This window comes from Actinacidiphila acidipaludis (assembly GCF_019890725.1).
GTDB classification, from domain to species: Bacteria; Actinomycetota; Actinomycetes; order Streptomycetales; family Streptomycetaceae; genus Actinacidiphila; species Actinacidiphila acidipaludis.
This window is the reverse complement of the sequence record NZ_JAINZZ010000054.1, coordinates 34701-53707: the sequence shown is the minus strand read 5'-3', so window position 1 is coordinate 53707 and position 19007 is coordinate 34701. Positions and strand designations below refer to the sequence as shown.

The 19007-nt window shown below is 71.4% G+C and carries 17 protein-coding genes; 10 read left to right on the top strand and 7 right to left on the bottom strand.

The features are described 5' to 3' along the window. The 4 genes from K7862_RS29550 to K7862_RS29535 all read left to right on the top strand — a co-directional run. A partial coding sequence (locus K7862_RS29550) for a multifunctional oxoglutarate decarboxylase/oxoglutarate dehydrogenase thiamine pyrophosphate-binding subunit/dihydrolipoyllysine-residue succinyltransferase subunit (RefSeq protein WP_222967796.1) occupies positions 1-3519 on the top strand: 3519 nt, incomplete at its 5' end. Positions 3520-3659: 140 nt separating this feature from the next. Further along, a complete protein-coding gene (locus K7862_RS29545; RefSeq protein WP_222967794.1) occupies positions 3660-3854 on the top strand; it encodes a DUF6104 family protein in 195 nt (64 codons plus the stop codon). A gap of 87 nt (positions 3855-3941) precedes the next feature. Next, positions 3942-4796 carry a DUF4097 family beta strand repeat-containing protein gene (locus K7862_RS29540; protein WP_222967792.1) on the top strand — a complete coding sequence of 285 codons (855 nt, stop codon included), beginning with the start codon at positions 3942-3944 and terminating at the stop codon, positions 4794-4796. 1 nt (position 4797) lies between these two features. Then, complete coding sequence (locus tag K7862_RS29535) at positions 4798-5862, top strand: PadR family transcriptional regulator (protein ID WP_222967790.1); 1065 nt, start codon at positions 4798-4800, stop codon at positions 5860-5862. Positions 5863-5941: 79 nt separating this feature from the next. Here K7862_RS29535 and K7862_RS29530 read toward each other — a convergent pair whose 3' ends face one another. Together K7862_RS29530 and sodN are read right to left on the bottom strand one after the other, a co-directional pair. Continuing rightward, entirely contained in the window at positions 5942-6904 is a 963-nt protein-coding gene (locus tag K7862_RS29530) for a zinc-binding dehydrogenase (protein ID WP_222967788.1), read from the bottom strand. A 169-nt stretch (positions 6905-7073) separates the two neighbouring features. After that, positions 7074-7469 carry a superoxide dismutase, Ni gene (gene sodN, locus K7862_RS29525; protein ID WP_069465350.1) on the bottom strand — a complete coding sequence of 132 codons (396 nt, stop codon included), beginning with the start codon at positions 7467-7469 and terminating at the stop codon, positions 7074-7076. A gap of 139 nt (positions 7470-7608) precedes the next feature. On the opposite strand from sodN, the gene sodX reads away from it, so the two are divergent. After that, complete coding sequence (gene sodX / locus K7862_RS29520) at positions 7609-8046, top strand: nickel-type superoxide dismutase maturation protease (RefSeq protein WP_222967786.1); 438 nt, start codon at positions 7609-7611, stop codon at positions 8044-8046. Here the strand turns inward: sodX and K7862_RS29515 are convergent. Continuing rightward, on the bottom strand, positions 7941-8582 hold the full coding sequence (locus K7862_RS29515) for a CGNR zinc finger domain-containing protein (protein WP_222967784.1): 642 nt from the start codon (positions 8580-8582) through the stop codon (positions 7941-7943). The genes sodX and K7862_RS29515 overlap by 106 nt on opposite strands. 78 nt (positions 8583-8660) lie before the next feature. On the opposite strand from K7862_RS29515, the gene K7862_RS29510 reads away from it, so the two are divergent. Further along, complete coding sequence (locus tag K7862_RS29510; protein WP_222967782.1) at positions 8661-9422, top strand: class I SAM-dependent methyltransferase; 762 nt, start codon at positions 8661-8663, stop codon at positions 9420-9422. An 89-nt stretch (positions 9423-9511) separates the two neighbouring features. Here K7862_RS29510 and K7862_RS29505 read toward each other — a convergent pair whose 3' ends face one another. From K7862_RS29505 to K7862_RS29495, 3 genes are read right to left on the bottom strand one after another with little or no spacing between them, the layout of a single operon-like run. Continuing rightward, the gene (locus tag K7862_RS29505; protein WP_272493243.1) at positions 9512-10279 is read right to left on the bottom strand and encodes an amino acid ABC transporter ATP-binding protein; all 768 of its coding nucleotides are present in this window, start codon (positions 10277-10279) and stop codon (positions 9512-9514) included. Between the two features lie 4 nt (positions 10280-10283). Beyond that, entirely contained in the window at positions 10284-11216 is a 933-nt protein-coding gene (locus tag K7862_RS29500; protein ID WP_308012255.1) for an amino acid ABC transporter permease, read from the bottom strand. Between the two features lie 39 nt (positions 11217-11255). Continuing rightward, positions 11256-12233 (bottom strand): ABC transporter substrate-binding protein, encoded by a 978-nt coding sequence (locus K7862_RS29495; RefSeq protein ID WP_222967778.1) that lies wholly within the window; start codon positions 12231-12233, stop codon positions 11256-11258. A gap of 431 nt (positions 12234-12664) precedes the next feature. On the opposite strand from K7862_RS29495, the gene K7862_RS29490 reads away from it, so the two are divergent. Continuing rightward, positions 12665-13876 carry an NAD(P)-dependent malic enzyme gene (locus K7862_RS29490; protein ID WP_222967777.1) on the top strand — a complete coding sequence of 404 codons (1212 nt, stop codon included), beginning with the start codon at positions 12665-12667 and terminating at the stop codon, positions 13874-13876. 339 nt (positions 13877-14215) lie between these two features. Next, positions 14216-16222 carry an N-acetylmuramoyl-L-alanine amidase gene (locus tag K7862_RS29485; RefSeq protein ID WP_222967776.1) on the top strand — a complete coding sequence of 669 codons (2007 nt, stop codon included), beginning with the start codon at positions 14216-14218 and terminating at the stop codon, positions 16220-16222. Between the two features lie 27 nt (positions 16223-16249). Here the strand turns inward: K7862_RS29485 and K7862_RS29480 are convergent, their stop codons facing one another. Then, entirely contained in the window at positions 16250-17116 is an 867-nt protein-coding gene (locus K7862_RS29480; protein ID WP_308012251.1) for a MurR/RpiR family transcriptional regulator, read from the bottom strand. Positions 17117-17298: 182 nt separating this feature from the next. Between K7862_RS29480 and K7862_RS29475 the strand changes: the two genes are divergently transcribed. Next, positions 17299-18267 (top strand): 1-aminocyclopropane-1-carboxylate deaminase/D-cysteine desulfhydrase, encoded by a 969-nt coding sequence (locus K7862_RS29475; RefSeq protein ID WP_308012250.1) that lies wholly within the window; start codon positions 17299-17301, stop codon positions 18265-18267. A gap of 53 nt (positions 18268-18320) precedes the next feature. Further along, entirely contained in the window at positions 18321-18860 is a 540-nt protein-coding gene (locus tag K7862_RS29470) for a GNAT family N-acetyltransferase (protein WP_222967774.1), read from the top strand. Positions 18861-19007 lie beyond the last annotated feature (147 nt).

The following is a 19007-nucleotide window of genomic DNA, read 5'->3' as shown; positions in this document are numbered from 1 at the left end:
CCGGCCGCCGCCGCGCCCGCTCCGGCGGCGCCCGCGGCCCCCGCTCCGGCTCCGGCTCCGGCCGCCCCGGCCCCCGTGAACGGCGCCGCCAAGCCGGCCGCCCAGCCCGCCGCGAAGCCGGCGGCCAAGGCCCCCGAGGCGCCCGCCGGCGCCGGGCCCGAGTTCGTGACACTGCGCGGCCCGGCCGCCGCGGTCGCCAAGAACATGAGCGCCTCCCTGGAGCTGCCCACCGCCACGTCGGTGCGCGCCATCCCGGTGAAGCTGCTGTTCGACAACCGCATCGTCATCAACAACCACCTCAAGCGGGCCCGCGGCGGGAAGATCTCCTTCACCCACCTGATCGGCTACGCGATGGTGCAGGCCCTCAAGGCCATGCCGTCGATGAACTGGTCGTACGCGGAGAAGGACGGCAAGCCGACCCTGGTCAAGCCCGACCACGTCAACCTGGGCCTGGCCATCGACCTGGTGAAGCCCAACGGCGACCGGCAGCTCGTCGTCGCGGCGATCAAGCAGGCCGAGACGCTGAACTTCTTCGAGTTCTGGCAGGCCTACGAGGACATCGTCCGCCGGGCCCGCACCGGCAAGCTGACGATGGACGACTTCACCGGCGTCACCGCGTCGCTGACCAACCCCGGCGGCCTGGGCACCGTGCACTCGGTGCCGCGGCTGATGCCCGGCCAGTCGATGATCCTCGGCGTCGGCTCGATGGACTACCCGGCCGAGTTCCAGGGCACCTCGCAGGACACCCTGAACCGCCTGGGCATCTCCAAGGTCATGACGCTGACCAGCACCTACGACCACCGCGTGATCCAGGGCGCCGCCTCCGGCGAGTTCCTGCGGATCATGAACCAGCTGCTGCTCGGCGAGAACGACTTCTTCGACGACATCTTCGCCGCGCTGCGCATCCCGTACGAGCCGGTCCGCTGGCGCACCGACATCGACACCGCGCACGAGGACGACGTCACCAAGGCCGCGCGGGTCTTCGAGCTGATCCACTCCTACCGGGTCCGCGGCCACCTGATGGCCGACACCGACCCGCTGGAGTACCGCCAGCGCAAGCACCCGGACCTGGACGTGCTGGAGCACGGCCTGACCCTGTGGGACCTGGAGCGCGAGTTCGCGGTCGGCGGTTTCGCGGGCAAGACCCTGATGAAGCTGCGCGACATCCTCGGCGTGCTGCGCGACTCGTACTGCCGGACCGTCGGCGTCGAGTACATGCACATCCAGGACCCCAAGCAGCGCAAGTGGATCCAGGACCGCATCGAGCGCCCGCACGCCAAGCCCGAGCGCGAGGAGCAGCTGCGCATCCTGCGCCGGCTGAACGCGGCCGAGGCGTTCGAGACGTTCCTGCAGACCAAGTACGTCGGCCAGAAGCGCTTCTCGCTGGAGGGCGGCGAGTCCGTCATCCCGCTGCTGGACGCGGTCCTGGACGCGGCCGCCGAGTCCCGCCTGGACGAGGTCGTCATCGGCATGGCGCACCGCGGCCGGCTGAACGTGCTGGCCAACATCGTCGGCAAGTCGTACGCGCAGATCTTCCGTGAGTTCGAGGGCAACCTCGACCCGAAGTCGATGCACGGCTCCGGCGACGTGAAGTACCACCTGGGCGCCGAGGGCACCTTCACCGGGCTCGACGGCGAGCAGGTCAAGGTCTCGCTGGCCGCCAACCCCTCGCACCTGGAGACCGTCGACCCGGTCATCGAGGGCATCGCCCGCGCCCGGCAGGACGTCATCAACAAGGCCGGCACCGACTTCACGGTGCTGCCGGTGGCGCTGCACGGCGACGCGGCCTTCGCCGGCCAGGGCGTGGTGGCCGAGACGCTCAACATGTCCCAGCTGCGCGGCTACCGCACCGGCGGCACCGTGCACGTGGTGATCAACAACCAGGTCGGCTACACCGCCGCCCCGGAGGCGTCCCGCTCCTCGATGTACGCCACCGACGTGGCCCGCATGATCGAGGCGCCGATCATCCACGTCAACGGCGACGACCCGGAGGCCGTGGTCCGCGTGGGCCGGCTCGCCTTCGAGTTCCGCCAGGCGTTCAACAAGGACGTCGTCATCGACGTGATCTGCTACCGCCGCCGCGGCCACAACGAGGGCGACAACCCGCAGTTCACCAACCCGCTGATGTACAACCTGATCGACAAGAAGCGCTCGGTGCGCAAGCTCTACACCGAGTCGCTGATCGGCCGGGGCGACATCACGCTGGAAGAGGCCGAGCAGGCGCTGCAGGACTTCCAGGGCCAGCTGGAGAAGGTGTTCGCCGAGGTCCGCGAGGCCTCCGCGGCGCCGTCGCCGGCGGTGCCGGAGCTGGACCAGTCGCAGTTCCCGGTGGCGGTGCCGACCGCGGTGAGCGCCGAGGTGGTCAAGCGGATCGCCGAGTCGCAGGTGAACATCCCGGACAACATCACCGTCCACCCGCGGCTGCTCCCGCAGCTGCAGCGCCGCGCGGCGTCGGTGAGCGACGGCACGATCGACTGGGGCATGGGCGAGACGCTCGCCATCGGCTCGCTGCTGATGGAGGGCACCACCGTCCGGCTGGCCGGCCAGGACTCCCGCCGCGGCACCTTCGGCCAGCGGCACGCGGTGCTGGTGGACCAGAACACCGGCGAGGAGTACACCCCGCTGCTGTACCTGTCCGAGGGCCAGGCGCGCTACAACGTGTACGACTCGCTGCTCAGCGAGTACGCGGCCATGGGCTTCGAGTACGGCTACTCGCTGGCCCGCCCGGACGCGCTGGTGATGTGGGAGGCCCAGTTCGGCGACTTCGTCAACGGCGCCTCGACCATCGTCGACGAGTACATCTCGGCGGCCGAGCAGAAGTGGGGCCAGACCTCCGGCGTCACGCTGCTGCTGCCGCACGGCTACGAGGGCCAGGGCCCGGACCACTCCTCGGCCCGCATCGAGCGGTTCCTGCAGCTGTGCGCGCAGAACAACATGACGGTGGCCTTCCCGACCACCCCGGCGAACTACTTCCACCTGCTGCGCTGGCAGGTGCACAACCCGCACCACAAGCCGCTGATCGTCTTCACCCCGAAGTCGATGCTCCGGCTCAAGGCCGCGGCGTCGAAGGCCGAGGACTTCACGACCGGGCAGTTCCAGCCGGTGATCAACGACACCACGGTGGACCCGGACGCGGTGCGCAAGGTCGTCTTCTGCACCGGCAAGGTCTACTACGACCTGATCGCCGAGCGGGAGCGCCGCGGCGCGAACGACGTGGCGTTCATCCGCATCGAGCGGCTGTACCCGCTGCCGGCGCTGGAGATCCAGGCCGCGGTGGCGCCGTACGTCAAGGCGCAGAAGTTCGTGTGGGCCCAGGAGGAGCCGGCGAACCAGGGTGCCTGGCCGTTCATCGCGCTCAACCTGATCGACCACCTGGACCTGCTGCTGGGCGCGGCTCCGGACAACGCGGACCGGCTGCGCCGGGTGTCGCGTCCGGCGTCGTCCTCCCCCGCCGTGGGTTCCGCGAAGCGGCACCAGGCGCAGCAGGAGGAGCTGGTCAGGGAAGTCTTCGAGATCTGACCGGTCTCTCCGGCACCACCCGCTCAGCACCACCGTCCGGGGCCCCGTACCGTCGCGGTACGGGGCCCCGGCCCGTCCCGGGCCGGCTGTCCCGGCCATCCGTCCCGACCATCCGATGCGACTACTTACCGGAGCACACCGTGTACTTCACCGACCGCGGCATCGAGGAGCTGGCCGACCGGCGCGGCGAGGAGGAGGTCAGTTTCGACTGGCTCGCCGACCGGCTGCGTGAGTTCGTCGACCTCAACCCCGAGTTCGAGATCCCGGTGGAGCGGCTGGCCACCTGGCTGGCCCGGCTGGACGACGACGAGGACGGTGACGGGGACGACGAGTGAGCACCGCTTGACTTACGCGTCACGCGATATATCGTGTCTCCCGGAGGACGCGATATGTTGCGTTCGCGAGCACCCGGGAGGGGCAGTATGAGCGGCACGGCGGAGCGCACCGTCACCGGTCCCGAGACCTTCGTGTTCGACGAGACCGTGGACGCCCTCAGCGTGAGGATCGTCAACGGCACCGTCAACGTGGTCGGAACCGACGTCGGCCCGGCCCGGGTGGAGGTCACCGAGATCGACGGCCCGCCCCTGACGATCCGGCTCTCGGGCTCGGAACTCACCGTCGCCTATGAGGACCTGCCCTGGAAGGGGCTGCTCAAGTGGCTCGACCGCAAGGGCTGGAAGCGGCACGCGGTGATCTCGCTGGCCGTCCCCGAGCGCACGCGGGTGCAGGTCGGCGTGGTCGGCGCCGGCGCGGTGGTCTCCGGGGTGTCCGGGTCCACCACCGTGCAGAGCGTCAACGGCGACTGCACGCTGGTCGGGCTGACCGGCCCGGTGCGCGCCACCACGGTCTCCGGCAGCGTCGAGGCCCAGTCCCTCTCCGGTGAGCTGGCCTTCGGCACCGTCTCCGGCGACCTCACCGTGGTCGAGGGCAGCGGCTCCACGGTCACCGCGGACTCGGTCAACGGCAACATGGTCCTCGACCTGGACCCGTCGGCCGGCGCGGACGTCCGGCTGAGCACGGTCTCCGGCGACCTCGCCATCCGCATCCCCGAGCCGGGTGACGCGGACGTCGAGGCGGGCACCACCAGCGGCCACGTCTCCTGCGCCTTCGACGAGCTGCAGGTCTCCGGCTGGGGTCCCAAGAAGATCAGCGGGCGGCTCGGCCGGGGCAGCGCCCGGCTGCGGGCCACCACGGTCTCCGGCGCCCTGGCCCTGTTGCGCCGGCCGCCCCTGGAGGATGCGGCCGCCGACGGCCCCTCGCTGCGGAAGGACGCCTGACATGGCCCCCGTCTTCGCCCACGGCCGCCTGCGCCTGTACCTGCTGAAGCTGCTGGACGAGTCGCCCCGCCACGGCTACGAGGTGATCCGGCTGCTGGAAGAGCGCTTCCAGGGCCTGTACGCGCCCTCGGCCGGCACCGTGTACCCGCGGCTGGCCAAGCTGGAGAAGGAGGGCCTGGTCACCCACTCCACCGAGGGCGGCCGCAAGGTCTACTCCCTCACCGAGGCCGGACGCGCCGAACTCGCCGAGCGGGCCGACGACATCGCCGGGCTGGAGGCGGAGATCCGCGAGTCGGTCTCCGCGCTGGCCGCCGAGATCCGCGAGGACGTCCGGGGCGCCGCGGGCGACCTGCGCCGCGAGGTCCGCGCGGCCGCCCAGCAGGCCCGCAGCCCGCACCCCGACGCCGAGCGCACCGCACGGCAGGCGTGGAAGGAGCAGGCCCACAGGGCGAAGGAGGAGAGCCGCCGCGCCAAGGAGGAGGCCCGCGACGCCCGCCGTCAGGCGAAGGCCGCCCGGGACGCGATGGACAGCGCCCGCGACGAGGTCCAGCGGATCGCCCGCCAGGTGCAGGAGCAGGTCCAGTCGCACACCCGGGCCGGGGACTGGCAGACCGGACTGCGCGAGGGCCTGGCCGAACTGACCCGCGAACTCGGCCGGTTCGGCACGGGTCCCGAGTCCGGCAGGACCAACGGCACGGACGTGCCGACCACGGCCTGGGGCGAGGCCACGGCCACCGTCCACCCGGGGCGGGACGCCTCCGGCGGGGCGGCCGGCGAGGACCCGGCCGGGCACACCGCGGCCGAGGGCACCGCAGCCGGGGACACCGCAGCCCGGGACACCGCCGACGCCGCCGACGACGACGCCGATGTCAGCCCCGTCTCGGAGAACCCGCTGCGGGACCTGGAACGCCTGCTGGACCGCTTCCGCGACGACGTCCGCGACACCGCCCGGGACCGCGGCGTCGACGACGGCCAGCTGCGCGAGGTGCGCCGCCACCTGTCGACGGCCGCCGCGCACATCACGGCGGCCCTGCACGGCGGCAAGCGGCCCGACGGACCGCGGTAGCCGCGGCCGTCCCCCGTGCCCGCGCGGGGCGTCACGGCGTCACGGCGTCACGGCGTCACGGCGTCACGGCGTCACGGCGTCACGGCGTCAGCACGATCTTGCCGAACACCTCACCGGCGGCGAGGCGTTCGAACCCCTCGCGGGCGCGGTCCAGCGGCAGCACGGAGTCGATCACCGGGCGCACCCCGGTGACCGCGCAGAACGACAGCAGATCCTGGAGTTCGTCCTTGCCGCCCATGGTCGAGCCGACGACCCTGAGCTCCAGGAAGAAGATCCGGGTCAGTTCGGCCGACCGGGGGTTCGGGCCGCTGGTGGCACCGGAGATCACCAGCGTGCCGCCCGGCCGCAGCGACTTCACCGAGTGCGACCAGGTGGCGGCGCCGACCGTCTCGATCACCGCGTCCACCCGCTCGGGCAGTCGCGCGCCCGGCTCGAAGACGCCGTGCGCCCCCAGCTCCTCGGCCCGCTTCCGCTTGGCCGCGTCCCGGCTGGTGGCGTAGACCCGCAGGCCGCCGGCCCGGGCCAGCACGATGGCGGCCGTGGCGACGCCGCCGCCGGCGCCCTGGACCAGGACGGAGTCGCCGGGCCGCACGCCCGCGTTGGTGAACAGCATCCGGTAGGCGGTCAGCCAGGCGGTGGGCAGGCAGGCGGCCTCCTCGAAGCTGAGCTCCTTCGGCTTGGGCAGCAGGTTCCAGGTCGGCACGGTGACCTGCTCGGCGAAGGTGCCCTGGTACCGCTCGGTGAGGATGGACCGCTTCTCGTCCGGCCCGACGCCGTGCCCGCTCTGGCCGATCACCGAGTGCAGGACGACCTCGTTGCCGTCCTGGTCGATCCCGGCCGCGTCGCAGCCCAGGATCATCGGCAGGCTCTCCTCGCCCAGTCCGACGCCCTTGAGGGACCACAGGTCGTGGTGGTTGAGCGAGGCCGCCCGTACGGTCACGGTGGACCAGCCGTCGCGGGCGCTCGGCGCCGGCCGTTCCCCCAACTCCAGCCCGTTCAGCGGTTGCTCGGCATCGATGCGCGCGGCGTAGGCAGCAAACATGGCCCGACCCTACGACCGCCGCCGGTGACCGCGGAACCGCCGCGCGGTGTGACGCGCACCGCCCGCGGCCGCCCCCGGAACGCATGACCGCCCCGCTGCGTGGCAGTGCGCACGCCTCGGGGCGGTGCGGGCCCGGTGGAGGACCCGTGCACGACCGGTACAGGCCGGGTCAGGCCTTCTTGGTCTCCCAGAAGATCTTGTCGATCTCGGCGATCAGGTCCAGCGCCTTCTGGCCGGTCGCCGGGTCGTTCGACGCCTTGGCGGCGCTGAGCGCCTTGAGGGTGTCGTTGACCAGCTGGTGCAGCTGCGGGTACTTCTCGAAGTGCGGGGCCTTGAAGTAGTCGCTCCAGAGCACCGAGACGTGGTGCTTGGCGAGCTCCGCACGCTGCTCCTTGATGAGCACCGCCCGGGTGCGGAAGTCCGCGTCCTCGTTGGCCTGGTACTTCTCCTGGACCGCCTTGACGGACTCGGCCTCGATACGGGCCTGGGCCGGGTCGTACACGCCGCAGGGCAGGTCGCAGTGGGCGCTTACCTTCACCTTGGGCGCGAACAGGCGAGTGAACATGGCTGTCCTTCCTCGTGATCGTCTTTCAGGTGGGACATTACTCCCTGGAGGAGTCGTTTTCTCGGGTGCCCCAGGTGGCTTAGGCCAAAAGTCTGGTGTCACCCTGGGGGCGGTGGAGGAACGAACCGGGAGGCGGACGATGCGCGAGCAGGCGGGGGGCAGGTTGTCGTGGCAACTGGTCGAGGTCACCGGCCCATCGATGGCGCCCACGCTGCTGCACGGGGACTGGCTGCTGATCCAGAAGGTCAGCAGCGGTGCCGAGCTGGTACGTGAGGGTGACGTCGTGGTGCTGCGGCACCCGCTGCAGCAGGACCTGCTGATCGTCAAGCGTGCCGTGGAACGGCGCGAGGGCGGCTGGTGGGTGATGGGTGACAACGCGTTCGTGGAGAACGACAGCCGGGAGTTCGGCACGGTGCCGGACGAGCTGGTGCTGGCCCGGGCCCGCGCGCGCTTCCGGCCGCCGCAGAAGGTTCAGCGCTCGGTCACCGGGGTGGCGGGGCTGGCCTCCTGGGCGGCGTCCTGCGTGCGGCCGCTGAGGGCGGACCGCTCGTTCTCCAGGCGTTTGCGGGCCCGGTAGGCCGCGACGTTCGCCCGTGTCGCACAGCGGTCGGAGCAGTACCTGCGCGACCGGTTTGTCGATGTGTCGACGTAGGCGTTGCGGCACGGCGCCGCTTCACAGATGCCCAGCCGGTCCACGCCCAGCGTGGTGAGCTGGAAGGCCAGGCCCATGCAGGCGATGGCGGAGTAGGCGGCGCCGGCGGTGGCCGAGTGGTCGGCCAGGTGCATGTGCCAGTCCGGCCGGCCGGTGGCGTCGTCCAGGGTGTCGTGGCCGGAGATCTGCGGGCTCACCGGGAACTCGAGCATCAGCGCGTTCAGCAGGTCCACCGCGCGGACCTCGTCGCCCTCGTCGGCGGCCTCGAAGACGCCCCGCAGGCGGACGCGCACCGCGCGCAGCCGGGCGACGTCGGCCTCCGCCGCGCGGGAGGCCAGATGCGTGCTGGCGCCGAACAGCTCCCGGGCGGCCTCGAGCGACGTGAGGCCGTCGGTGCCCCGCTCGGGCTCCTCGCTGTTGACGAGACGCACCGCGTAGTCCGAGTAATAGGCCAGTTCCACTTGAAGTCCTTACGCTGAGCGGTCTAGGCTCGGTAATGGCTGAACGTGCTTACAGGGTATTACAGATCGGAGCGTGTCATGGAATCCGCGGTGTCTGCGGCCGACTGGCGGGCGTGGCAGGAGAGCTGGGACCGCCAGCAGGAGTGGTACATGCCCGACCGGGAGGAGCGCTTCCGGGTGATGCTCGACATGGTCGAGGCGACCGCGGGCCCCGCGCCCAGGGTGCTGGACCTCGCCTGCGGTACCGGAAGTATCACCGACCGCCTCCTCGCCCGGTTCCCCGACGCCACCAGTACCGGCGTCGACCTGGACCCGGCGCTGCTCACCATCGCCGGTGGATACTTCCGCGACGACCCGCGGGTGACCCTGGTCACCGCCGACCTCAAGGACCCCGGCTGGCCGGCCCTGCTGCCGCACACCGCGTACGACGCGGTGCTCACCGCCACCGCCCTGCACTGGCTGCGCTCCGACGACCTGCGGGTGCTCTACGGGCAGCTCGCCGGTCTGGTGCGGCCCGGCGGGGTGTTCCTGAACGCCGACCACATGCCGGACCCCGCGACCCCCCGGATCAACGCCGCCGAGCGGGCGCTGCGGCACGCCCGGATGGACCGGGAGAAGGCGGCCGGCGTGCTCGACTGGCAGGCCTGGTGGCAACTGGCCGCCGCCGACCCGGCGCTCGCCGCGCCGACCGCCGAGCGGTTCCGGATCTACGGCGAGCACGCCGACGGCGACACCCCGTCCGCGGCGTGGCACGCCGCCGCCCTGGTGGACGCCGGCTTCGGCGAGGCCCGCACGGTCTGGAGCTCCCCGTCGGACGCGCTGGTCCTGGCCCTGCGCTGAGCGGAACCCGGCCCGGGAGACGTCCGCGGGAAGGACGCACGAGGGGGTGCGGGCAGCCGGCCCGCACCCCCTTGTTCGCTGACGAGGTGTCACAGTACCTTTGATAGGAAGGACTTCGTGCGCTCGTGCTGCGGATTGCCCAGCACGTCGCGCGGGTGGCCGGACTCCACGACGACACCGTCGTCCATGAAGACCAGCGCGTCCCCCACCTCGCGGGCGAACCCCATCTCGTGCGTCACCACGATCATCGTCATACCGTCCTCGGCGAGCCCGCGCATGACGTCGAGCACGTCGCCGACCAGCTCCGGGTCGAGCGCCGAGGTGGGCTCGTCGAAGAGCATCAGCTTGGGCTCCATGGCCAGCGCCCGCGCGATGGCCACCCGCTGCTGCTGACCGCCGGAGAGCTGCGAGGGGTAGTTGCCCGCCTTCTCCCCCAGGCCCACCCGGTCGAGCAGGGTCCTGGCCCGTTCCCGGGCGACGGCCTTGCTCTCCCGCTTGACCTGGACCGGCCCCTCCATGACGTTCTCCAGCGCCGTCATGTGCGGGAACAGGTTGAACCGCTGGAAGACCATCCCGATGTCGCGGCGCTTGGCGGCGACCTCGCGGTCCTTCAGCTCGTGCAGCCGGTCGCCGCGCTGCCGGTAGCCGACCAGCTCGCCGTCGACCCACAGCCGGCCGGCGTTGATCTGCTCCAGGTGGTTGATGCAGCGCAGGAACGTGGACTTGCCCGACCCGGACGGGCCGATCAGGCAGAACACCTCACGCGGTGCGACCTCCAGGTCGACCCCCTTGAGGATGTGCGCGGCCCCGAAGGACTTGTGAACGGCTTCCGCCTTCACCATCGGCTGGACACTCATCGCTTCAGGCCACCACCTTCGGTCGGCGCAGGGTGGTCAGGTTCGCCCGGACCTTCTGCCACGGGGTGAGCGGCAGCGAACGCAGCGAACCGCGGGCGAAGCGGCGCTCCACGTAGTACTGGCCGACGCTGAAGACGCTGGTCAGCACGAGGTACCAGATCGACGCCACGAAGTACATCTCCATGATCGCCGTGGTGTCGCTGCCGATGTTCGACGTGGACCGCAGCAGTTCGGTGTACTGCACCACCGACACCAGCGACGAGGTCTTGAGCATGTTGATGAACTCGTTGCCGGTCGGCGGGATGATCACCCGCATCGCCTGCGGCAGCACGATCCGCCGCATCGTCCGCGGACCGGTCATGCCGAGCGCGTGCGCCGCCTCGGTCTGGCCGTAGTCCACCGACTGCACGCCGGCCCGGACGATCTCGGCCATGTACGCGCCCTCGTTGAGCCCGAGGCCCAGCAGGGCCGCGACGAAGGGCGTCATCACTGCGACGGTGTCGTTCTTGTACAGCGGCATCAGGTTGATCACCGGGAAGATCAACGAGAGGTTGAACCACATCAGCAGCTGCACGTACACCGGGGTGCCGCGGAAGAACCAGATGTACAGCCACGACACCGCGCTGGTCACCGGGTTCTTCGACAGCCGCATGACCGCGAAGAGCACACCCAGCACCAGGCCCATGGCCATCGCGCACACCGAGATGAGGATGGTGTGCCAGACGCCCTGGATCACGGTGTGGTCGAAGAGCTTGTCCCCGACCGTGCCCCACAGGATGTTGCCCTGCGAGAACGCGTAGCCCAGCCAGACCAGCAGCGCCACCACCACGACGGCGCTGACCCAGCGGCCGTAGTGGCGCACCGGGACGGCCCGGATCGCCTCGTAGGGGGACCCGGTGGCGACGGGTCCCTTCCCCTTGTCGTACGTGTCGGTCACTTCAGTCACGGCGACTGCCCTTCACCACTGCCCGTCCGGTCAGGATCCGCCGTTGACGGTGACGGTCTTGATCGCACCGCTGGAGGCGTTCCACTTCTGCAGCACCTGGGTGTACGAGCCGTCCGCCAGGATCGCGTCCATGGCCGCCTTCAGGGCGTCCCGGAGCTGCGCGTTGCCCTTGTCGGTGGCGATGCCGAACGGTCCGGCGTCGGCCGGGTCGCCGGCCACCTCGAAGTCGTTGCCGTTGCCGGACTTCTGGGCGATGTACGCGGCGACCGGCGTGTCGTTGAGGTCGGCGACCGCGCCGCCGGCCTTGACACGGGTCTGCGCCTCGGAGTCGGTGTCGAACGCCTGGATGGTCAGGCCCTTGGACCCGCAGGCCGTCTTCTGCTTCTTGAAGGCGTCCTCGTAGATCGTGCCGCGCTGGACCGCGACGGTCTGGCCGCAGACGTCGGCGAGCGCCTTGATGCCCTTGGGGTTGCCCTTCTTCACCAGAAGGGACGAACCGGACATGTAGTAGTCGACGAAGTCGACGCCCTTGCCGACCTGCTTGCCCTTGTCGTCCAGGCCCTGCTGGCGCGCCTTGGTGTCGCTCATGGCCGACATCACGATGTCCTCGCGGCCGGTGTACAGCGAGGTGATCAGACCGTCGAACTGACCGTTGGTGAACTCGAACTTCACACCGAGCTGCTTGGACAGCGCCTGCGCGATGTCCGGGTCGATGCCGACGATCTGGCCGTTCTGGGTCTGCTCCATGGGCGCGTACGACGCGTCGGTGCCGACCTTGATGACCCCGGCGTCCTGGTACTTCTTCGGCAGCTTGTCGAAGAGCGGCGCCTTGCCCGAGGAGGTGCTCGCGGAACCGCTGGGCGCCGCGCTGCTGCCCGCGCCGGAGCCGTTGTCCTTCTTCGTCTGGTCACCGCACCCGGTGATCACCAGAGTGCCGGCGACCGCGAGGGCGGCGACCGCGCCGAGACGGGAGAAGGCGGCGGGTCGCCGGGTGGTACGTGCGCTCATCGCGGTGTCCTCCTGCGGAATGAGGGTGGTTCGTGCAGGGGCCACGGCGCGCTTCCTCGAGCACCGCCACCCTGTGTGATCTGTGCATCTTGCCATCCGGACAGCCGCAGTCAGGGTCCCGGTTGTGTCAAAATCGGATAACGGGCGATCCCCGGGCTCCCATCGGGCCGGTACACCAAGGCCGGACCGCGATGGGGCCGCCGCTTCGGATCGGTCTTCCTCCGATCACCTTTCACTCGTCGCCGGAAACCTCTTTCCGGTAGAACGGGTCCTTCACCCCTCATCCGGGGCCCACGGCGTGCGTGCGGCGCGCCTGGCTTCCGGCTCCCGCCACGGTCGATCGTTCCTGGCGGCACGGACGCCGAGCCCACCTCCTCCGCTCATCGCGAGGAGTATTCTCCCTCAACAATTCCGACAAAGGGGTCAAAAAAGTGGCAGCGGAGATCGTTAATCCCCGGACCGACACGGACCAGGCAGCCCAGGAGACGTTCCCCATCGATCCGGTCTTCGCGCTGCACCGCGGCGGGAAGATGGAGGTCGCCTCCACGGTGCCGGTGCGTGACGCCGACGACCTGTCACTGGCGTACACGCCCGGAGTGGCCGAGGTCTGCACGGCCATCGCCAACAAGCCCGAACTCGTCCACGACTACACCTGGAAGTCGAAGGTGGTGGCGGTCGTCACCGACGGCACCGCGGTGCTGGGTCTCGGCGACATCGGGCCGGAGGCGTCGCTGCCGGTCATGGAGGGCAAGGCGATCCTGTTCAAGCAGTTCGGCGGTGTCGACGCGGTGCCCATCGCGCTGGCCTGCACCGAGGTGGACGAGATCGTGGAGACCGTGGTCCGCCTCGCGCCGTCCTTCGGTGGGGTGAACCTGGAGGACATCTCCGCGCCGCGCTGCTTCGAGATCGAGGAGCGCCTCAAGGAGCGCCTGGACATCCCGGTCTTCCACGACGACCAGCACGGCACGGCCGTCGTGACGCTCGCCGCGCTGCGCAACGCCTGCACGCTGACCGGCCGGCCGCTCGGCGGGCTGCGGGCCGTCATCTCCGGTGCGGGCGCGGCGGGCGTGGCGATCGCCCGGATCCTCGTCGAGGCCGGGATCGGCGATGTCGCGGTCACCGACCGCAAGGGCGTGGTGCACAGCGGCCGTGACGACCTCAACCCGGTCAAGCGCGACCTGGCGTCGTTCACCAACTCCACCGGTCTCACCGGCTCGCTGGAGGATGCGCTGGCCGGCGCGGACGTCTTCATCGGCGTCTCGGGCGGAACGGTGGCCGAGGAGGCGGTGGCCTCGATGGCCCAGGGCGCCTTCATCTTCGCGATGGCCAACCCGACTCCGGAGATCCACCCGGACGTGGCCCACAAGTACGCGGCGGTGGTCGCCACCGGCCGCAGCGACTTCCCCAACCAGATCAACAACGTGCTGGCCTTCCCGGGCATCTTCGCCGGCGCGCTGCAGGTGCGGGCCTCGGCCATCACCGAGGGGATGAAGCTGGCCGCCGCCGAGGCGCTGGCCGCGGTCGTCGCCGGTGAACTGTCGGCGGACTGCGTGATCCCGTCCCCGTTCGACGCGCGGGTGGCACCCGCCGTCACGGCGGCGGTGGCCGCCGCGGCCCGCGCCGAGGGCGTCGCACGGATCTGACCGCCCCTCAACCCGACGGGCCGTGACGCACGTCACATCCCGGACCACGTCACACCTGGGCCCTCCGCACCCCTCTCAGTAGGTGCCGGTCCCCCGTCCGGCAACGCAGAAGTCCCCGTCCGCCCGGTCCCCCGTGCCGGGGGGCGGGGACGTGTTCGTTCCCGCCCTCCCGGGCGATTCCGCGCCCCCTCCTCCCGCGCGGCGCCCCGATTCCGGTTGGCAAAAAGTTTCACGAATTACGCCGGACAGGTTGCTTAGTGCCATGACCAATGGCCAGGCTGCGCCCAGCACTTGTGCGCGCCTGCCACGAAGGCCGCACCTGCAACGCGAGGAGCCTGGATGCACCGCCCGCTCAGACATCGCAGAACCCTGACCATGGCCGCGGCCCTGTCCCTGCTGGCCGGACTGTCCGTCACGGCCGCCGGCACGGTCACCGCCCACGCCGACAACCCGCAGGGCACCCGGCAGGCGGAGTTCGCCGCCGCCGCCGCGGAGTTCGGCGTGCCGCAGTCCGTGCTCGAAGCGGTGTCGTACGACGAGACCCGCTGGGAGGCCCACGCCGGGCAGGAGAACTCCGAGGCGGGCTACGGCCCGATGAACCTCACCGACCTGACGGCCGCGAACCTCGACACCGACGGGCTGTCCACCCAGTCGCCGCGCTACGCCGACCTGCTCAAGGCCCCGGCCGAGCACACCGCGGCGGCCGCCGCCGCCCTCACCGGCGCCGACGTGAGCGCGGTGACCACCGACGAGGCGCAGAACATCCGGGCCGGCGCCGCCCTCCTGGCCTCCTACGCGCGCGGTTACGGCCACGGGAAGCTGCCGTCCCGCGTCGACGGCTGGTACGCCGCCGTCGCCCGCTACGGCCAGCCCACCGAGAACAAGGTCGCGCAGACCTTCGCCGACGTCGTGTGGGACACCCTGCGCACCGGCGCCACCCGCACCACCCAGGACGGCCAGCAGATCACCCTGCCCGCGACGGCCGGTCTGCACCCCAACCGCAACGACGTCAAGAAGCTGGGGCTGAAGGACGTCACACCGCCCAGCAGCAGTACCAAGCCCGAGTGCCCCAAGTCCCTGGACTGCGACTTCGTTCCGGGCGCCTACACCCTGCTCGACCCGTCCGACCTGGCGGACTACGGCAGCCACGACCTGGCCGACCGCCCGCACGACCTGCAGATCCGTTACATCACGCTGCACACCACCGACGAGACCTACGACGGCACGCTGGACCTGTTCCGCGACCCGACGTACGCCGCCGGGGCGCACTACGTGGTGCGTTCGCAGGACGGCCACGTCACCCAGATGATCCCGACCAAGGACATCGCCTGGGACAGCGGCAACCGCTCGTTCTACCAGCACTCCATCGGCATCGAGCAGGAGTCGTGGTCCACCCACGGCGCCACCTGGTTCAGCGAGAACCTGTACCGCTCGACGGCCTCGCTGGTGAAGTACCTGGCGGCCAAGTACGACATCCCGCTGGACCGCGCCCACATCCTGGGTCACGACAACGTGCCCGGCACCACCGAGAGCGGCGTGGCCACCCAGCACTGGGACCCGGGACCCGGCTGGGACTGGGAGCACTTCTTCGACCTGCTCGGCGCCCCGATCCGCGCGACCGCGCCGCAGGGCAGCGACGTCGTGGCCATCAAGCCGGGCTTCCGGACCAACCTGCAGACCACGACGTACTGCGACGACGTGCAGGGCTACAAGCAGTTCCCGAACCCCTACCGCAGCTTCGACTGCCCGGTGACCTCTCCCTCGGCGCCGTCCAGCTTCGTTCCGCTGTACACCGCGCCGAGCACCGGCGCGCCGCTGGTCTCCGACCCGTACCTGCACAAGGACGGCTCGCCCGGCACCGACGCCATGAACGACTGGGGTGACAAGGCGTCGGCCGGCGAGCAGTACGTGGTGGCCGACCGCAAGCCCGGCTGGACGGCGATCTGGTGGGCCGGCCAGGAGGTGTGGCTGCAGGACCCGGCCGCGCACCCGACGACCGTCCCGGTCAAGGCCATGCGGATCGTGCCCAAGGCCGGCCGCGCCTCCGTCCCGGTGTACACCACGGCCTACCCCGAGGCGTCCGTCTACCCGCCGGACTTCGTGGCCTTCGAGGGCGGCGCGCCGCGTGCGCAGGTGGCCCGCACCCACTACACGATCCCGGCCGGACAGTCGTACGTGGCCGCGGGTCCCGCGGTGAACACCGACTCGTACTTCGCGATCTACTACGACGGCTCCGCGCCGTACGACCAGCACGACTTCGTCGGCCAGACCAAGGTCTACGAGATCGTCTACAACCACCGGATGGCGTTCGTGAACGCCGCCGACGTGGACCTGGTCCAGCAGTGACCGGGGCGGCCGGGCCCGCCGCGGGTCTCAGTGGGCCCGGTCGCTCTCCAGCGCCTGGTGCGTGATCCGCAGCGCACGGCTCGACGTGTCGAGCGTGCGCTGCGCCACGCACACGAACAGGCAGTCCACCACGACCAGTTGGCTGATCCGGCTGGCCATCGCGCCGGGCCGGAAGGTGGTCTCGCGGCCGGCCGAGACCAGCACGAAGTCGGCGAGCTTCGCGGCCGTCGACAGCGGGTGGTTGGTGATCACCACGGTCGTCGCGCCCTCCGCGGACGCGCGGCGCAGCGGTTCGAGCACGTCGCGGCTCTCGCCGGAGTGCGACACCGCGAGGAACACGTCGCCCTCGCCCAGCAGCACGGCGCTGGTCAGCGCCGACTGCGAGTCGCCGTGGGCGTGGCAGGGCCGGCCGATCCGGGCGAGCTTCTGCTGCAGGTCCTGGGCGACCAGGCCGGAGGCGCCGACCCCGGCTATGTGCAGCTGCCCTCCCCCGCACACCGCGGTGACCGCGCCCAGCAGCTGCTCGGGATCGAGCTGCGTCGCGGTCTCCAGCACCGCCTGCGACTCGGTGTTCACCAGCTTGGCGATCACCTCGCCGGGCGAGTCCTCCGGTGTGATGCCCGAGCTGAGGGTGGACCGCGGGGCCTGCCGGGCGGCGGACGCGGCCAGCGCGAGCCGCAGCTCCGGATAGCCGGCGAAGCCCAGCGCCCGCGCGGTCCGCACGATGGACGACTCGCTCGTCCCGGCCAGCGCGCTGAGCTCGGAGATGGTGCTGCGCGCGACCTGCGCCGGGTCCTCGACGATCAGTTGGGCGATCCGGGCCGCGGCGGGGGTGAGCGAGGGCAGCAGCCCGCGCACGGTCGCGGTCAGCGCGTCGCCCGCGTCACTGGCCACAGTGGCGTTCCGAGTGATGGGCCCCGCGGGTCCCGCGTCGTTTTCCTGCACGGGAGAAGAATGCACCGGGAAGCGGCCTCATGGGAGCGGGTGCGGCGAAATCCGGTGCCCCGGCCCGGGAGCCGTCGCCCCGCGGCACTGTCACGGCGCCGGGTGACAGCGCCCCGGGCGAGAATGAGGCCGTGCCGCCCACCGACCCCTCCCCCGGCTCGCCGGCGGACCTGCCGCCCCGTGAGCCGGCCGGACCGCCCGCCGGCCGGCCGCCCCGCCCGCTGCCGCCGGAGGACGCCCGGCTGCCCTCCCCGCTGGTGGCGGTGGAGGAGCCCGAGCTGGCCCGGTACGGCGTGCGGCTGCTGCTCAAGCGGGACGACCTGGCGCATCCGCGGCTCGTCGGCAACAAGTACCGCAAGCTGCGGCTGAACCTGGAGGCCGCCGCGGCGGCCGGCCACGACACCCTCCTCACCTTCGGCGGCGCGTACTCGAACCACCTGCGGGCCGTCGCCGCGGCCGGGCGGCTGTGCGGCTTCCGCACCGTCGGCGTCGTGCGCGGCGACGAACTCGCCGGGCGCCCGCTGAACGACTCGCTGGCCCAGGCGCGGGCCGACGGCATGCGGCTGGACTTCGTGGACCGCGCCACCTACCGCCGCAAGACCGAGCCCGAGGTGCTGACGACGCTGCTGGAACGCCACGGCCCGGCCTGTGTGCTGCCCGAGGGCGGCTCCAACGCGCTCGCCGTGCTCGGCTGCGCCGGCCTCGGCCGGGAGATCGGCGGCGCGGCCGACGTGGTGGCCGTCGCCTGCGGCACGGGCGGCACGCTCGCCGGGCTGGCCGCCGGGCTGCCCCCGGACACCGGCGCCATCGGCTTCGCGGTGCTGCGCGGCGGCGCCTTCCTGACCGACGACGTGGCGCGGCTGCAGCGGGAGGCGTTCGGCGGACCGCGCGGCCGGTGGCGGATCGAGGACCGCTTCCACCACGGCGGCTACGCCCGCACCACCCCCGAGCTGGACGCGTTCGCCGACGCCTTCGCCGCCCGCCACGGGCTGGCGCTCGACCGGGTGTACGTGGCGAAGATGCTCCACGGCGTGACCGCGCTGGCCCGCGAGGGCGCGTTCACGCCCGGGACCCGGGTCGCCGCGGTGATCACCGGCTGATCCGGCCGGCAGCTCTTACGCAGGTCATAGCCGGCACCCGTAACCTGGGGTACATGATCCGCGCCGCGACCGCCGCCGACATCCCGGTCATCCACGCCCTGATCCGCCGACTCGCCGAGTACGAGAAGGCGTTGGAGGAGGCCAGGGCCACCGAGGAGCAACTCGCCGAGGCGCTCTTCGGCCCGGACCCGGCCGCGTACGCGCTGATCGCGGAGGAGGACCGGGGCGCCGCGGGCGCCGAAGCGGTGGGCTTCGCCCTGTGGTTCCGGAACTTCTCCACCTGGACCGGCACGCCGGGGCTGTACCTTGAGGACCTGTTCGTGGTGCCCGAGGCCCGCGGCGCCGGCCACGGCAAGGCGCTGCTGGCCGCCCTCGCGGCCATCTGCGTCGAGCGCGGCTGGTCCCGCTTCGAGTGGTCGGTGCTGGACTGGAACGAGAAGGCGCTGGCCGTGTACCGGGCGATCGGCGCGAAGCCGCAGGACGAATGGACCGTGCAGCGGCTCACCGGACCCGCGCTGCACGCCCTCGCCGGCCAGGCGGCCCCCCTTGCGGGGGCCGGTCCGCACAACCGGGCGAATTCGCATGCGAATTGAGACCTGGGACCACTACCCACCGTCCGTACCCATGCGCTTACCATGGGTGACAGAAACGGTTGCCGCCCGTGCTCCGTCCGGGCGACACCGGAGGACCGAGCACGATAGCGTCACTGCGAACCAGAGCAATCACCGTGTGCCACCTTG

What these genes read in the sequence shown, in the direction of transcription:
- K7862_RS29505 (WP_272493243.1), bottom strand. Translation starts at nt 10,279, where the DNA reads ATGAGTGTCCAGCCGATGGTGAAGGCGGAAGCCGTTCACAAGTCCTTC.
- K7862_RS29535 (WP_222967790.1), top strand. Translation starts at nt 4,798, where the DNA reads ATGGCCCCCGTCTTCGCCCACGGCCGCCTGCGCCTGTACCTGCTGAAG.
- K7862_RS29540 (WP_222967792.1), top strand. Translation starts at nt 3,942, where the DNA reads ATGAGCGGCACGGCGGAGCGCACCGTCACCGGTCCCGAGACCTTCGTG.
- sodN (WP_069465350.1), bottom strand. Translation starts at nt 7,469, where the DNA reads ATGTTCACTCGCCTGTTCGCGCCCAAGGTGAAGGTAAGCGCCCACTGC.
- K7862_RS29470 (WP_222967774.1), top strand. Translation starts at nt 18,321, where the DNA reads ATGATCCGCGCCGCGACCGCCGCCGACATCCCGGTCATCCACGCCCTG.
- K7862_RS29495 (WP_222967778.1), bottom strand. Translation starts at nt 12,233, where the DNA reads ATGAGCGCACGTACCACCCGGCGACCCGCCGCCTTCTCCCGTCTCGGC.
- K7862_RS29510 (WP_222967782.1), top strand. Translation starts at nt 8,661, where the DNA reads ATGGAATCCGCGGTGTCTGCGGCCGACTGGCGGGCGTGGCAGGAGAGC.
- K7862_RS29530 (WP_222967788.1), bottom strand. Translation starts at nt 6,904, where the DNA reads ATGTTTGCTGCCTACGCCGCGCGCATCGATGCCGAGCAACCGCTGAAC.
- K7862_RS29485 (WP_222967776.1), top strand. Translation starts at nt 14,216, where the DNA reads ATGCACCGCCCGCTCAGACATCGCAGAACCCTGACCATGGCCGCGGCC.
- sodX (WP_222967786.1), top strand. Translation starts at nt 7,609, where the DNA reads ATGCGCGAGCAGGCGGGGGGCAGGTTGTCGTGGCAACTGGTCGAGGTC.